This window comes from Microtetraspora sp. NBRC 16547 (assembly GCF_030268965.1).
Classification (GTDB): Bacteria; Actinomycetota; Actinomycetes; order Streptosporangiales; family Streptosporangiaceae; genus Microtetraspora.
The window spans coordinates 5,642-19,549 of record NZ_BSSE01000013.1 but is presented as its reverse complement, the minus strand read 5'-3'; the positions used below and the strand labels follow the sequence as shown (position 1 = coordinate 19,549).

Annotated in this window: 15 protein-coding genes; 13 read left to right on the top strand and 2 right to left on the bottom strand. The window is 69.7% G+C overall.

Annotation, left to right across the window (positions count from 1 at the left end):
- Positions 1-7: 7 nt before the first annotated feature.
- Entirely contained in the window at positions 8-1,117 is a 1,110-nt protein-coding gene (locus tag QSK17_RS18690; RefSeq protein WP_285706151.1) for a Gfo/Idh/MocA family protein, read from the bottom strand.
- Between the two features lie 357 nt (positions 1,118-1,474).
- On the opposite strand from QSK17_RS18690, the gene prcB reads away from it, so the two are divergent.
- From prcB to QSK17_RS18665, 5 genes are all read left to right on the top strand, one after another.
- On the top strand, positions 1,475-2,290 hold the full coding sequence (gene prcB / locus QSK17_RS18685; protein ID WP_285706323.1) for a proteasome subunit beta: 816 nt from the start codon (positions 1,475-1,477) through the stop codon (positions 2,288-2,290).
- Positions 2,291-2,318: 28 nt separating this feature from the next.
- Positions 2,319-3,095: a proteasome subunit alpha gene (prcA, locus tag QSK17_RS18680; RefSeq protein WP_285706322.1), complete on the top strand. Its 777-nt coding sequence runs from the start codon at positions 2,319-2,321 to the stop codon at positions 3,093-3,095.
- A gap of 209 nt (positions 3,096-3,304) precedes the next feature.
- Positions 3,305-3,994, top strand: a complete 690-nt coding sequence (locus QSK17_RS18675) for a hypothetical protein (RefSeq protein ID WP_285706150.1) — start codon at positions 3,305-3,307, stop codon at positions 3,992-3,994.
- 97 nt (positions 3,995-4,091) lie between these two features.
- Complete coding sequence (pafA, locus tag QSK17_RS18670) at positions 4,092-5,450, top strand: Pup--protein ligase (protein WP_285706149.1); 1,359 nt, start codon at positions 4,092-4,094, stop codon at positions 5,448-5,450.
- 73 nt (positions 5,451-5,523) lie between these two features.
- Positions 5,524-6,471 (top strand): FKBP-type peptidyl-prolyl cis-trans isomerase, encoded by a 948-nt coding sequence (locus QSK17_RS18665; protein ID WP_285706148.1) that lies wholly within the window; start codon positions 5,524-5,526, stop codon positions 6,469-6,471.
- Between the two features lie 130 nt (positions 6,472-6,601).
- Here QSK17_RS18665 and QSK17_RS18660 read toward each other — a convergent pair whose 3' ends face one another.
- Complete coding sequence (locus QSK17_RS18660) at positions 6,602-7,651, bottom strand: DUF3866 family protein (protein WP_502889245.1); 1,050 nt, start codon at positions 7,649-7,651, stop codon at positions 6,602-6,604.
- Between the two features lie 120 nt (positions 7,652-7,771).
- Here QSK17_RS18660 and QSK17_RS18655 point away from each other — a divergent pair, with 120 nt between their 5' ends.
- The 8 genes from QSK17_RS18655 to QSK17_RS18620 all read left to right on the top strand — a co-directional run.
- Positions 7,772-8,713 (top strand): helix-turn-helix transcriptional regulator, encoded by a 942-nt coding sequence (locus tag QSK17_RS18655; protein ID WP_285706146.1) that lies wholly within the window; start codon positions 7,772-7,774, stop codon positions 8,711-8,713.
- Positions 8,714-8,798: 85 nt separating this feature from the next.
- Positions 8,799-9,752, top strand: coding sequence for a helix-turn-helix transcriptional regulator (locus QSK17_RS18650; RefSeq protein ID WP_285706145.1), 954 nt, complete (start codon positions 8,799-8,801; stop codon positions 9,750-9,752).
- Between the two features lie 55 nt (positions 9,753-9,807).
- Entirely contained in the window at positions 9,808-9,996 is a 189-nt protein-coding gene (locus QSK17_RS18645) for a hypothetical protein (RefSeq protein WP_285706144.1), read from the top strand.
- 65 nt (positions 9,997-10,061) lie between these two features.
- Positions 10,062-10,394, top strand: coding sequence for a Sec-independent protein translocase subunit TatA (tatA, locus tag QSK17_RS18640; RefSeq protein WP_285706143.1), 333 nt, complete (start codon positions 10,062-10,064; stop codon positions 10,392-10,394).
- 23 nt (positions 10,395-10,417) lie between these two features.
- Positions 10,418-11,278: a twin-arginine translocase subunit TatC gene (tatC, locus tag QSK17_RS18635; protein WP_285706142.1), complete on the top strand. Its 861-nt coding sequence runs from the start codon at positions 10,418-10,420 to the stop codon at positions 11,276-11,278.
- Positions 11,279-11,400: 122 nt separating this feature from the next.
- Positions 11,401-12,339: a diacylglycerol/lipid kinase family protein gene (locus QSK17_RS18630; protein ID WP_285706141.1), complete on the top strand. Its 939-nt coding sequence runs from the start codon at positions 11,401-11,403 to the stop codon at positions 12,337-12,339.
- A gap of 190 nt (positions 12,340-12,529) precedes the next feature.
- Positions 12,530-13,231 carry a TetR/AcrR family transcriptional regulator gene (locus QSK17_RS18625; RefSeq protein ID WP_285706140.1) on the top strand — a complete coding sequence of 234 codons (702 nt, stop codon included), beginning with the start codon at positions 12,530-12,532 and terminating at the stop codon, positions 13,229-13,231.
- A 197-nt stretch (positions 13,232-13,428) separates the two neighbouring features.
- Positions 13,429-13,908, top strand: a 480-nt coding sequence (locus QSK17_RS18620) for a hypothetical protein (protein WP_285706138.1), incomplete at its 3' end; no start/stop codon positions are given.

Sequence of the window (13,908 nt, the reverse complement as noted above, 5' to 3'; positions counted from 1 at the left end):
GTGCTCCTCAGGGGGTTCCGCCCGCGGCGCCGGCCTCGCCCCCGATCGGCAGGCCCGCGGACTCGGCGTGGCGCCGGATGATCCGCTGCGCCGTGACGATATCGCTCAGCGCGCCGTCCCGTCCGGTGAGCGGGGGTTCGTCCTGGGTGGCGAACCGGTGGAAGGCGACGAGCTGCCGCTCGAACGCCTCCGCGATGTCCCGGAAGACGATCTTCCGCTCGGTGGTCCCGACACGGGTCACCGAGGTGAGCGTGGTGGGCGTGTTCATCAGGTAGGGAGACGGGAAGTCGAGCTCGAGCGAACCGTGCTCGTGGTAGATGACCACCCGCTCCTGGTAGGCCGGATATCCCGCCAGGTAGTGCCAGCGCATGCCGTACCTGCCGGTGGCGAGGTCGCCGTTCGCCTCGACCGAGGGCGGGAAGACGTCGTCCGGCCACACGGCGACGTGGTCCACGGTGCCGGGCGGTCCGGTGAACATCCGCATCAGCGACAGGTCGTGGCAGAGGCTGCCCAGGACGACCTGGGAGTAGAGCCGGCGCAGCCGCTGGGGCGCCTCGGCGCCGAGCGCCGCCGTGAGGGCCTCCTCATCCGCCTCGACGTACGGCGCGAGCGCCTCGGGGGAGGGGCGCGACGCCCGGGCCTTGGCGAAGAGGAGCTGCGACTCGGTGGAGGGATGCAGCACGGTCACGTCGAGGTGCCGTACGGCCTCCGCGCCCCCTGCCTCGTGGAGGACCTCGGCCATCCGCTGGGCGGCCGGGTCGTACTGCTTCATGTAGCCCACCATCAGCCGCGCGCCGTCCGGGATCCCGGCCAGCTCGGCCCTGCTGTACGCGAGGGGCTTCTCGCACAGCACCCAGTGACCGCGGTCGAGGGCGGCGCGGACCAGCCGCGCGTGCGATCCGTTGGTGAGCACGATCAGCGCGTCGAAGCCGCCTCTGCCGAGCATGGTCATGGGGTCGTCGAACGCGGCCACGCCCAGCTCCGCGCCGATCTTCGCGGCGTGGACCTCGTCGAGGTCGCAGACGGCGCTGAGCTCGAAGAGGTCCCTGCGGCGTGCCAGCAGCGGCAGGTACATCACCTGCGCGGCGATCCCCAGCCCGACGATGGCGACCTTCATGGCGTCCCCCAATCACTTTGGGCGTGATCCGCCGGAAACGTGGGCGGATGAGCGTTCTGCCCTGGTTCGTGACCAGGTACAGATTCCCTCGGAAGCGCCCCGACATGCGGCGGCGCGGCCCGAGTCCTCCCAGGCGGGCGTCACGTGCACAGCGCCATCACCTCGTATCCGAGGTTCTCCACGACCGCTACCTTCCCCGCGAACGCGTCCTCCCTCGGCATTGGCGACAAATCCATATATCCGGGCGGTTCGCCCTTAGCTGATCGGGAAGAGTGCAACCAGCGCCGCGACATGAGTAGGGTCGGTTCGTAACAACGCACGCTTGGAGGGAGTCGCGTGGCATCTCAGCAGGCCTGGATGAACAACCTCTTCATGAACACGGGGTCGTCGTCGTTCACCGAGTTTCTCGGCGCACACGCACCGGACCTGCTGCCGATCCGCGCGCAGGCGCTGGCCGCCCCGGTCGGAGACCAGATCCCGCACGCGACCACGATCGTGGCCGCGACCTGCGCCGGAGGCGTGGTGATGGCCGGTGACCGGCGCGCCACCTCAGGCAACATCATCTCCCAGCGGGACATCGAGAAGGTCTTCCGCGCCGACGACTACTCCTGCATGGGCATCGCCGGCACCGCGAGCACCGGCATCGAGCTGGCCCGGCTCTACCGCGTGGAGCTGGAGCACTACGAGAAGATGGAGGGCCGATCGCTCTCCACCGAGGGCAAGGCCAACCGCCTGGCCACCATGATCCGGGGCAATCTCGCGATGGCGATGCAGGGCCTGGTGGTCGTCCCGCTCTTCGCCGCGTACGACCCCGACCGCGACGGCGGGCGGATCTTCGGGTACGACGTGGGCGGCGGGCCGTACGAGCAGCGTCTGTACCACTCGATCGGCTCCGGCTCGATCTTCGCGCGCGGCTCCCTGAAGAAGCTGTACCGGGAGAACGCGACCCCCGAGGACACCGTGCTCACCTGCCTGCAGGCCCTCTACGACGCCGCCGACGACGACTCGGCGACCGGCGGTCCCGACGTGACGCGGAAGATCTGGCCGGTCGTCGCGGTGATCACCGCGGACGGCTTCCGCCGCCTGTCCGACGAGGAGATCGCGGAGTACGTCCAGGGCATGCTCGACGCTCGGATGACCGACCCCGACGGCCCCACCGCTCCGCTGCGATAACTCGAAGAGAGGATCACCACCGGTGTCCATGCCCTTTGGATATGCCTCACCCGAGCAGATCATGCGGGACAGGGCGGAATATGCGCGGAAGGGCATCGCGCGAGGCCGCAGCGTGGTCGTCATGCAGTATGCCGACGGCATCCTGTTCGTGGCGCCCAACCCGTCCAAGGCGCTGCACAAGATCAGTGAGATCTACGACCGGATCGGGTTCGCGGCGGTCGGGCGGTACAACGAGTTCGAGTCGCTTCGCCTGGCGGGCATCCGCTACGCCGACATCAACGGCTACACCTACAACCGCAGCGACGTGACCGGCCGTGGACTGGCCAACCTCTACGCCCAGCAGCTCGGCATGATCTTCACCGAGTCGATCAAGTCGCTGGAGGTGGAGATCGTCGTCGCCGAGGTCGGCGAGGAGCCGGAACGGGACCAGATCTACCGGCTCACCTTCGACGGCTCGGTCTTCGACGAGCAGGGCATGGCCGTCATCGGCGGTCAGGCGGAGGCGGTCAGCGGCCGGCTGAAGGAGCGCTACAGCGAGGGCCTGCCGCTCGCCCAGGCACTCGACGCCGCGCTGTTCGCCCTCACCGAGCCCGGAGGAGAGCGCCCGGCCCCGGGGCAGCTCGAGGTGGCCGTACTCGACCGCAACCGCGAGCACCGCAAGTTCCTCCGTCTCGCCGGTCCCCGACTGCAGCGGCTGCTCGACGAGATCGTGGCCCCGCCCGCCGAGCCGGCCCCGGCTCCCGCCCCCGAGACGGCACCGCCCATCGGTCCCGAGGGCGAGATCGACACCGGCTCGGGCGAGTAACGCTCCCGCCGCAGGTTGCCCGCCGCGCCCCCTCCCCGGGGCGCGGCGCTGTGCTTACCGGCTCGCTCCGCTCGCTGGGCTTCGGGCGCTCTGTGCGCGGTCGCCCATGGAGTGGGACAGGTGCGGCGGCTGCCGCCGTACGCGCGCCCGTGGTGGAGATCACGGGTTACGGACAAACCCAACCCGGGTTTCGCTAGTCTCATGCGGTTATGACGATATTCACGGACTTTACGACTTTCGGCGCATTTCGGCGGGTGGGCGTTCCCGTCGCCATCGCCGTTTCCGCCCTTTCGCTGGCCGCCTGCTCGGGCTCGTCCGGCTCCGCCGCCGCTCCCACGGCCACGGTCACGGTGACAGCGCCCCCGTCCCCGTCGGAGGAGCCGACCCCCGAGGTGTCCTCCTCGCCGCCCGCGGCCGAGCCCAGCTCCAACGCCGTGTTCGACGACCCGCAGGACGACGACTGGCCGCCGATCTCGGACAAGACCCCGCCGATCTTCGGTGAGCAGTTCCAGTCCGACCCCGGGCACGATTTCACCAAGGGCATCAGCCCCAGCCGCGACGGCATCGTCCGCGGTGAGCTCAGGACGATGCAGGACGCGAACGTCGCCGAGTACGTTCCCATCAAGTTCGTCAAGGACCCGAGCAGCGGCGAGAGCCGCTTCGAGGGGCCCAAGGAGGGCGACGTGATGGCGTTCGCCGCCCCGATCGCCAAGAACGTCGTCTTCCTCAGCGCGGTCGGCTGTGACGGCAAGGACCAGACGATCAACAACCAGTACGTCGGCACCCAGAGCTGCTCGCGGGACACGCTCATCTCCCGCGCGGTCAAGGGCGGCCTGTACGCGCTGATCACCGTGAAGAACCACCAGATCGCGAAGGTCGTCGAGATCTACGCCCCGTGACCGGGTACGGCTACCGCCACGCCCGCGGTAGCCGTACGTCGACACACCTGTGACCTATCCCTATCCGCCTGTCCCCTTGGAGACATAGGGTGAGGTGATGGATCGACGCATCTTCGGGCTGGAGAACGAGTACGGCGTCACCTGCACGTTCAGGGGGCAGCGGAGGCTGTCGCCGGACGAGGTCGCCCGGTACTTGTTCCGGCGAGTGGTGTCCTGGGGCCGATCGAGCAACGTCTTCCTCCGTAACGGCGCGCGTCTGTACCTCGACGTGGGCAGCCATCCTGAGTACGCCACCCCCGAGTGCGACAACGTCGTGGAGCTGGTCACCCACGACAAGGCGGGGGAGCGCATCCTCGAAGGACTCCTCCTGGACGCCGAGAAGCGGCTCCGGGAGGAGGGCATCGCGGGGGACATCTACCTGTTCAAGAACAACACCGACTCCGCGGGCAACTCCTACGGCTGTCATGAGAACTACCTCGTCGGCCGGCACGGCGAGTTCGGGCGGCTGGCCGACGTCCTGATCCCATACCTCGTCACCCGGCAGATCATCTGCGGCGCGGGCAAGGTGCTGCAGACGCCGCGCGGCGCGGTCTATTGCGTGTCGCAGCGGGCGGAGCACATCTGGGAGGGCGTGTCCTCCGCCACCACCCGGTCGCGGCCGATCATCAACACCAGGGACGAGCCGCACGCCGACGCCGAGCGGTTCCGGCGCCTGCACGTCATCGTCGGCGACTCCAACATGAGCGAGACCACGATGCTGCTCAAGGTCGGCGCCACCGACCTGGTGCTGCGCATGATCGAGGCCGGTGTCGTGATGCGCGACCTGTCACTGGAGAACCCGATCCGGGCGATCCGCGAGGTGTCGCACGACATGACCGGGCGACGCCGGGTCCGCCTGGCGAACGGCCGGGAGGCGTCCTCGCTGGAGATCCAGGAGGAGTACCTCCTCAAGGCCAAGGACTTCGTGGACCGCAGGGGCGGCGACGACACGAGCAAGCGGGTGCTGGAGCTGTGGGAGCGCACGCTCCGGGCGGTCGACACCGGCGATCTCGATCTCGTCTCCCGCGAGATCGACTGGGTCACCAAGTACCAGCTGATCGAACGGTACAGGCGGAAGTACGACCTCCCGCTGTCGTCTCCGCGGGTCGCCCAGCTCGATCTGGCCTACCACGACGTCCACCGGAGGCGCGGGCTTTACTACCTCCTGCAGCGGCGCGGCTCCGTCGAACGGGTGGCCTCGGACGTCCGGATCTTCGAGGCGAAATCGGTTCCGCCGCAGACCACACGGGCCAAGCTGCGCGGAGAGTTCATCCGCAAGGCCCAGGAGAAGCGCCGCGACTTCACCGTCGACTGGGTGCATCTCAAGCTCAACGACCAGGCCCAGCGGACGGTGCTCTGCAAGGATCCTTTCCGCAGCGTTGACGAACGGGTCGACAAGCTGATCGCGGGCATGTGAGCTCTTTACCTCGGGCCGACAGCGGGTTCGGGTAGGGTTACCCGAACCTAGCTGTCTGTCTAGAGGAATCCACATGCGCCGCCGTACGGCAGTACTCGCTGCTCTGCCCTTGATATTCGCCGCAGCCTGCGGAACCGCCCAGAAGAGCGACACCGGCGCGGGTCCGACGGGCGGGTCAGGGATCAAGGTGACGGGGCAGGCCGACCAGAAGCCCACCGTGACGTTCCCGGCTGGGAAGCCGCGGCTGACGTCCTCCTCGGAGAAGGTCGTCGAGGGCAAGGGCGAGCCGGTCAAGGACGGTGACGTGCTCACCGCCAAGGTGACCGTCTACAACTGGGACGGCAAGGACAACAAGTCTCCGGGGTCGGACTACGACCAGGGCAAGTCCGAGTTCGTCACGGTCAACCCGCAGCTGCCCAAGGCGCTGCATGAGGCCCTGGTCGGCGCCAAGCCCGGCGGCCGCGTCCTCGCGGTGATCGCCAAGGACAACCTGACGCCGGACCAGCTCGCCGCCGCCAAGCAGCAGGGCACCGACTTCGACACCACGTCCCAGGTGCTCGTGGTCGACGTGATCTCGGCGGCGACCAAGGCGGCCCACGGCTCCGCGACCGACCCCGGCATCGAGGGCGTCAAGCTCGTCAACCCGGGCGATGACAAGGCTCCGACGCTGACCACCAAGACCACCGCCAAGCCGCCCAAGGGCCTCGTCGTCAAGACCGTGATCAAGGGCACCGGTCCCAAGGTCACCGCCGACCAGATGGTTCTCGCGCACTACACCGGCAAGATCTGGGGCACGGACAAGCAGTTCGACTCCAGCTGGGAGCGCGGTGAGCCGGCGACGTTCCCGCTCAACCAGGTCGTGAAGGGCTGGTCCCAGGGCCTCACCGGCGTGCCGGTCGGCAGCCGCGTCGTGATCACGATCCCGCCGGAGCTCGGGTACGGCAAGGAGGGCAACCCCCAGGGCGGCATCAAGGGCACCGACACCATCGTGTTCGTCGTGGACGTCCTCGGGGCCGCCTGAGCCCCGGGTTTGCGGTATGGCGGCGCGCCGGAGGCGGATGATCTGCCTCCGGCGCGCCGTTCTGGTGTGACCGACTTTCTGGGGCGCGGCCGAACAGGACGGGCGGTCGAAGTGCGTCAGGGAGGGCCGGTCAGGTGAGCAGCGACGCGGCGTGGCGGCCGGCCGCCGCCGAGGCCAGGAAGCAGGCCAGGTCCTCGTCGAGCCCCCGGCCCATGGTGGACAGCCGGACCGGGCTCTGCCGCAGTGCCTCGTACAGGCCGTCCACGGGCACTTCCACCAGCTCGTGCCGTACGGCGAGGGCCTGAGCCTGCTCGGCCACCCGCCTGCCGAAGTCGCCGGGCAGCTCCGGGACCACGACCTGCGCCGGGGCGAGCGCGACCCGGCCGTACGCGGTGAGCGAGTGGTGGGACACCCCGATGTGCCGCTCGCGCCGGTCGCCCTCGCTGACCCGGAGTGCGGCCACCGGCCGTCCCCCTAGCGTGGCCGTCGCGTTGACGGCCTCGCCCGCGGAGACGCCGGAGAAGCCCCAGCGCGTGCCCGTGCCGAGGTTGCCCGGCCCCTGCGCGACCACCGCGACGTCCGCGCCCAGGACGTGCCGGGCCGCGAGCAGCCCGGTGTGCAGGGTGACCGCCTCGACGTCACCGCCGAACGCCTGGCCCGTCGTGACCACCCCGCACAGCCAGTCCAGCTCGCGCAGGCGGGCGCACGACATGGAGAACCAGGCGGGGAGCGCCCCGCCGTCCGGCATGACGTACGCCACACGGGGCCGGGCGCCGGAACGGTCCGCCTCAGGACGGTCCGCCTCGGTACGGCTCGCTTCGTAAAGTCCGCAGAGGACGGCGGGCAGAGCCGAGTGCAGGTCCGCGACGACCACGGGCATCCCGTCGATCGAGTCGGCGTCCCTGAGGATGGGGTGGTAGGGCGAGTCCTGCTCGTCCGCACCGAGGACAGTCGCCTGCAGCGGCGTGTACCTCGCCTTCACCAGATGGCCGGGCCCCGACGGATCTTGTGGCAAACGGTCCGGAACGGCGACCACCATGGCGTAACCTCCCGTACCGAGGCCCATGGCGAGCGCGGTGGTGTTCAGCAGCACCGTGTCGCCTGGCTCAGGACGACCGACCAGCGGGGGATAGGCCAGCGCCCGGCACTCTCCCTCCGGGACGGTGACGTCCAGCTCCATGGCTCCCGGCCATTCCCGCCGGACCCGGAGCACCTCGCCCTTGCGCCATCTGATCACGTCGCAAAGGGTAGCGTTCAGCACGGAAGACGGGTGCACCGAATAGGCCGGAGGGGAGGCACGATGTCACGGCGGAAGACCGAGCGCCTGCTCAATCTGGTGATCTGCCTGCTCGCGACCCATCGGCCGCTGAGCGCCGAGCAGATCAGGCAGGTCGTCCCCGGGTATGACCCGGACAACGACGAGGCGTTCCAGCGCATGTTCGAGCGTGACAAGAACGAGCTGCGCGAGATCGGCATCCCCATCGCGGTTCACAAGGACCCCTGGGACGACGATCCCGGCTACCGGATCGTCCGCCAGGCGTACGAGCTCCCGGAGATCACCCTGGAGCACGACGAGGCGGCGGTCATCGGCCTCGCCGCGCAGGTCTGGCAGCGGGCCAGCCTGGCCGAGGCGGCCAGCGGCGCCCTGCTCAAGCTGAGGGCGGGCGGCGTGCACGCCGACCTCGCCCCGAGCCCGCTCGAGCTCCGGGTGGACACCCGCGATCCGGCGTTCCCTCCGCTGTGGGAGGCGGTCAGGGACCGCCGCGCCGTGACGTTCGGCTACCGGCGGGCGGCCGGGGAGTCGGTGCTGACCCGCGTCGTCGAGCCGTGGGGCGTGGTGAGCCGCCGTGGCCGGTGGTACGTCGTGGGGCACGATCGCGACCGGGGCGCCTCCCGGGTGTTCCGGCTCAGCCGGATCGTCGGCGCGGTCATCCCGATCGGCCGGCCCGGCAGTGTGACCGTGCCCGAGGGCGTCGACCTGCGCTCCATGGTCGGGTACCAGGAGATGGGCGTCGAGAGGGTCGCTCTCATCAAGGTCCGCCAGGGCACCTGCCTCGGCCTGCGGCACGCAGCGCAGGCCCTGCGGCCGGGCTCCGACGGCTGGGACGAGGCCGAGCTGACGTTCTCCGACCCCGAATGGCTGGCCGGGTGGATCGCCAGCCTCGGCTCCGACGCCGTCGTCGTCGACCCGCCGGACGCCCGCGAGGCCGTGATCCGCCGCCTGAAGGGCGCGCTCCAGTGACCGCCGTGCCCGCGCCCTGGCGGCGGTCCCCGCTCCGGGCCGCCCCGCCCCAGCACCGCCGCGCCGTACGAAGGGGGATCGAGCGATGAGTTCTGACCGGCTGCCGCGCCTGCTCGCGCTGGTGCCGTACCTGATGTCGCACCCCGGCGCGGAGGTGCCCGAGGTGGCCGAGCTGTTCGGCCTGTCGGAGAAGCAGCTCATCGACGACCTCCAGTTGGTGTGGATGTGCGGTCTCCCCGGCCACACCCCAGGCGATCTGATCGACGTGTCGTGGGACGGCGGCGAGATCCTGATCGACAACGCCGACACGATCGCCCGGCCGCTCAAGCTCGGCGTGGACGAGGCCAGTGCGCTGCTCGTGGCGCTGCGGATGCTCGGCGAGCTGCCCGAGTTCAGGGACATGGACGTGCTCGGCCGGGTGATCGCCAAGCTGGAGAGCGCCGCGGGCGAGGGCGCGGCCACGGTCAGCGCCCAGGTCCAGGTCGAGATCGGCGCCGCTCCCGGCGCCCGCGCCGTGATCACCGACGCGGCGCGGCGGCGCCGGCGGCTCTCGCTGCGCTACTACGTGCCGGGCCGGGACGAGATCACTCCGCGTGAGGTGGACCCGATCCGGGTCGTGCTGGTGGACGGCCGGCACTACCTCGAAGGCTGGTGTTACCGGGCCGAGGCCATGCGGATGTTCCGGATCGACCGGATCGTCGAGGTCGAGGTCCTCGACGTGCCCGCCGACCCTCCGGCCGAGGCCGAGCCGATGGACGTCACCGAGGGCGTGTTCCGGCCGTCCGAAAGCGACGAGCTCGTGGAGTTGGAACTGACTCCCCTGGGGCGGTGGGTCTCTGAGTACTACCCCTGCGAGGAGGTCACCGAGTTGGGCGAGGGCCGCCTGCGCGTCGCTCTCCGCGCCCGCGACCAGTCCTGGCTCGTACGGCTCGCGCTCCGGCTGGGCGAGAACGGCAGGGTGATCGCGCCCGCCTCCCTGGCCGACCAGGTCACCGACGCCGCCCGGCAGGCCCTGGCCAACTACGAACGCGTGGCGTGAGCGGCGGCGACCTCGCGTCGTCGCCCGCGGCGGGGCCTGGGTACGATTACGCAGCATGATCTGGATCTCCACCGCGGTCGGACTGGCCGTCCTGGGCCTCGCCGTGCTCGGCGTCCTGGCGTCCCGGGTCTTCGTCGCGGCCCGCGGCCTGAGCCGGGAAATCGATCGGACGCGACAGCGGCTGGAGCATCATTCCGGTGACTTTCGGGTGAAGATAGGGACCAACCAGGACGGTCATGGGTGAAGACTGTCCACTGCAACGCGTACCATCAGGGCTTAGGTACTCCCTGCGTTTGCTAAGGATGCGTTATGGGCAACTTGGGCCCCACTGAGCTGATCATCATCGGCGTGGTCGTGCTGCTCCTGTTCGGCGCCAAGCGACTGCCGGACACGGCGAAGGCGCTGGGCCAGTCCCTGCGGCTGTTCAAGCGGGAGACCGCCAAGCTCCGCGACGATGACGACTCCACCGTGGTCAAGGCGCAGGCCGAGCCGGTCGCGCCGCAGCAGGTGGACGCGGCCTCCTCGGTCGAGGAGCGGCTCCGCGCGCTGGAGGAGGAGAACCGGCGCCTCAAGGTGGCCTCGGAGCCCACGGTCAACGGTGTGCCGATGTCCCAGGCCCAGAAGGACCAGTCGTCGAGCTGAGCCCACAGCGTAAGGATTCCTAGATGGCGCTGCTGAAGCGGTCCAGTACGTCGGCTTCCGCCGGCGCCGAGGACGGTCGCATGACGCTCATGGAACATGTCCGTGAGCTGCGCAACCGTCTCGTCAAGATGATCCTGGCGATGGTCGTCGGGACTATCGTCGGGTTCGCGTTCTTCGACCCCATCTGGACCTTCATGACGGGGCCGTACTGCCGTCTTCCCGCGGCGTACAAGATCACCGGCGGCACCGAGTGCTCGCTGGTCGTGCACGGCGTGCTGGATGGTTTCTTCATCAACCTCAAGGTCGCGGCGATCTTCGGTGCGATCGTCAGCGCGCCCATCTGGCTCTACCAGATCTGGGCGTTCGTCACCCCCGGCCTCTACCAGAACGAGCGGCGCTACTCACTCGCCTTCCTCGGCCTGGCCGTCCCGCTGTTCGGCGCGGGTGCCGCGCTCGCGTACTTCACCCTGGACAAGGGCCTGTCGCTGTTGCTGGGGTTCGTGCCCGACAACGCGATCGCGCTGATCGACGTGGGCGACTACCTCGGCTTCCTGGTGATGATGCTCGTCATCTTCGGCATCTCGTTCCTGATGCCGTTGCTGATGGTGTTCCTCAACGTCGTCGGGATCCTGCGGTTCAAGACGGTCGCCAAGCACCAGCGGATGGTCGTCTTCCTGCTCTTCGTGTTCGCCGCGGTGGCCACGCCGAGCCAGGACCCGTTCACCATGCTGGCGCTGGCCATGCCCATGGTGCTGCTGTTCTTCGTCGCCGAGGGCGTCATGTACCTCCGTGACCGCAAGCGCGACGAGGAGGAGGCCGCCCGCGCCAAGGCGCTCGAAGAGGAGCTCGACGGAGGAGCACCCGCCGCCTCCGACGACTGGTAGGCAGTCCCCGCGACGGCGCGCTGTTGGCGGCCCGCCGCGGCTCCCGCCGGGTCCCCCGGCCCGTCTCCAAGAAGATGGGCCGGGGACTCGACTAGGGGGATTTGTCCCGGTAGGTTCCGGGTGTGTCCGGTGATCTCGTTGTCCTGGTTAACCCCACCGCCCGTGGCGGCCGGTCGCGTCGGCTGGTCGACCCCGTTGTACGGCGGTTGCGTGACGGCGGCCGCGACGTCCGCGTGATCGTCGGCGCGTCCGCGGAGGATGCCCTCCGCCAGGCGCGCACGGCCGTGGCGGAGGGGCCGGACGCCCTCGTCGCGTTCGGCGGCGACGGGCTCGTGCATCTCGCGGTGCAGGCCGTGGCAGGGACCGGCGTGCCCCTCGGCATCGTCCCGGCCGGGACCGGAAACGACATCGCGGCCGCGCTCGGCATCCCGGGAGATCCGCTGGCCGCGGCCGCCGTCGTGACCGGAGCCGGGACCGACGGCGCGACCGGGACCGCGGTGCGGCGGGTGGACGCGGCGCGGATCAGCGGGGAGAGATGGTTCGCCGGGGTTGTGGCCTGCGGTTTCGACTCCCGGGTGAACGAGCGCGCCAACGGCATCGCGTGGCCGCCCGGGATGGCGAAGTACCTTCTCGCGCTGGCCCAGGAACTGCGTTCCTTCACCCCGATCCCGTTCCGGATCGTGCTCGACTCCGACGCCGGCGTGGAGGTGATCGAGCGGGAGGCGATGCTGGTCGCCGTGGCCAACACCCGCTCGTACGGCGCCGGCATGCGGGTCTGCCCGGACGCGCAACCGGACGACGGGCTGCTCGACGTCCTCGTGCTGGGGGCCGTGCCCAAGGTGGAGTTCCTCCGTACGTTCCCGAAGGTCTACCGGGGCGGCCATGTGGGCCACCCGGCGGTCACCATCCGGAGGGCGACCCGCGTCACGCTGGAGGCGGCGGAACCTGCGGCCGGTGTGGTCGCCTACGCCGACGGGGAACGCGTCGGGCCCATCCCGATGACGTGCGCGGTAGAGCCGGGCGCGCTTCGCGTCCTGGTTCCCGGCGATTCCCCCGTGTGAGGCCGACCGGCCGGTCTCCCGCGCGAGTGAGCACCGCTTCCAGCGCGCGCGGCCGTACGGGGTCGGGGAGCGCACCGATCAGCGGGCCCACGACCATGCCGAGACCCGCCATCAGGCCATGACTGAGTCAAATTTTATATAGAGTCAATATATCTTCGAAGCCAAATTTCGCCCCTGTATGGTGGCCTCCATGGGCGAGCCGATGGGGTTGCGGGAGCGCAAGAAGCTGCAGACCCGGCATGCGATCTTCCGCGCGGCCGTGGAACTGTTCCACGAGCGGGGGTTCGACGACGTGTCGGTCGCGGAGATCGCGGAGAAGGCCGACGTGTCCAAGATGACCGTGTTTAACTACTTTCGGACGAAGGAGGACATCGTCCTCGGCTCCATGGAGGAGCACCTCGCCGATCCGGCCGTCATCGCCGCTGAGCGGTCGCCCGGAGAGTCCGTCGTCGCGGCCTTCCGGCGGGTCTTCCTCGAACGGCTCGCCGCCCGTGCGCCGGAGACCGGCCTCAACGACGACCCGGCACTGCTCAAGGTGATCAACCTGGTGAAGGGGTCCCCGTCCCTGGCCGCCCGCCTGTACCTGTTCTCGCTGCGCGGCGAGCAACTGCTGGCGGCGGCGCTCGCGGGACGGGAGCCGGGCTCGCACGACATCAGGGAGACGGTCGATCCCGCGACGATCAGCGAGCTCAGGGAGTCCGGGCCGGTGGACCTGCGGGCGCGGGTCGCGGCGAGCCAGATCATGAGCCTGTGGCGGGCGTTGCAGTCGGAGAACTACAGCCTGACTCTCCTCAAGGGGTCGGCGGACGAGGCCTATCCCGACGCGGTGGCCGCCGCCGAACTCGGTTTCGGAATGCTGGAGCGCGGCCTCGGCGACTACGGAGTGCGCTGACGGTCCGGGCCCTGGCAAGTGTCGAGCGAGTGACCAACTGCCTGAAGGACTTCGAGCAGTGGCCACCCGCTACGACAAACGCACCTGTCTCGGCCTCGCGTCCTCCCCCGTGATTCGATCGCTGATCCGATCACGGGGGAGGGACAGGTCGGTTCAGGCCGGGATTCGGACCGAAATCACCGGCGCCCTCTGGCGGCGTGCTCGTGGAAGCCGCGCTCGTGGAAGCCGCGCTCGTGGAAGCGCGCCTCCCGGAAGTGACGCTGCTCGACGAAGTGCCTGCGAAGGCGCGGGTGCTCGGCGAAGCGGCGCTCTTCCGTGAAGGCCCTGCGAAGGCGCGGGTGTTCGACGAAGCGGCGTTCTGCGGTGAAGGCCCTGCGGACTCTCGGGTGGGTGACGGCGCGCTCTTCCGTGAAGGCCCTGCGAAGGCGCGGGTGCTCGGCGAAGCGGCGCTCTTCCGTGAAGGCCCTGCGAAGGCGCGGGTGTTCGACGAAGCGGCGTTCTGCGACGAAGGCCCTGCGGACCCTCGGGTGTGTGACGACGCGCTCTTCCATGAAGGCCCTGCGAAGGCGCGGGTGTTCGACGAAGCGGCGTTCTGCGACGAAGGCCCTGCGGACCCTCGGGTGTGTGACGACGCGCTCTTCCATGAAGGCCCTGCGAAGGCGCGGGTGTTCGACGAA

Bases quoted from the DNA above. Each gene is read 5' to 3' on its own strand.
- QSK17_RS18665 (WP_285706148.1), top strand. From the start codon at position 5,524: ATGCGCCGCCGTACGGCAGTACTCGCTGCTCTGCCCTTGATATTCGCC.
- prcB (WP_285706323.1), top strand. From the start codon at position 1,475: ATGAACAACCTCTTCATGAACACGGGGTCGTCGTCGTTCACCGAGTTT.
- QSK17_RS18645 (WP_285706144.1), top strand. From the start codon at position 9,808: ATGATCTGGATCTCCACCGCGGTCGGACTGGCCGTCCTGGGCCTCGCC.
- QSK17_RS18650 (WP_285706145.1), top strand. From the start codon at position 8,799: ATGAGTTCTGACCGGCTGCCGCGCCTGCTCGCGCTGGTGCCGTACCTG.
- QSK17_RS18625 (WP_285706140.1), top strand. From the start codon at position 12,530: ATGGGCGAGCCGATGGGGTTGCGGGAGCGCAAGAAGCTGCAGACCCGG.
- prcA (WP_285706322.1), top strand. From the start codon at position 2,319: ATGCCCTTTGGATATGCCTCACCCGAGCAGATCATGCGGGACAGGGCG.
- pafA (WP_285706149.1), top strand. From the start codon at position 4,092: ATGGATCGACGCATCTTCGGGCTGGAGAACGAGTACGGCGTCACCTGC.
- QSK17_RS18675 (WP_285706150.1), top strand. From the start codon at position 3,305: ATGACGATATTCACGGACTTTACGACTTTCGGCGCATTTCGGCGGGTG.
- tatA (WP_285706143.1), top strand. From the start codon at position 10,062: ATGGGCAACTTGGGCCCCACTGAGCTGATCATCATCGGCGTGGTCGTG.
- tatC (WP_285706142.1), top strand. From the start codon at position 10,418: ATGGCGCTGCTGAAGCGGTCCAGTACGTCGGCTTCCGCCGGCGCCGAG.
- QSK17_RS18690 (WP_285706151.1), bottom strand. From the start codon at position 1,117: ATGAAGGTCGCCATCGTCGGGCTGGGGATCGCCGCGCAGGTGATGTAC.
- QSK17_RS18655 (WP_285706146.1), top strand. From the start codon at position 7,772: ATGTCACGGCGGAAGACCGAGCGCCTGCTCAATCTGGTGATCTGCCTG.
- QSK17_RS18660 (WP_502889245.1), bottom strand. From the start codon at position 7,651: ATGGAGCTGGACGTCACCGTCCCGGAGGGAGAGTGCCGGGCGCTGGCC.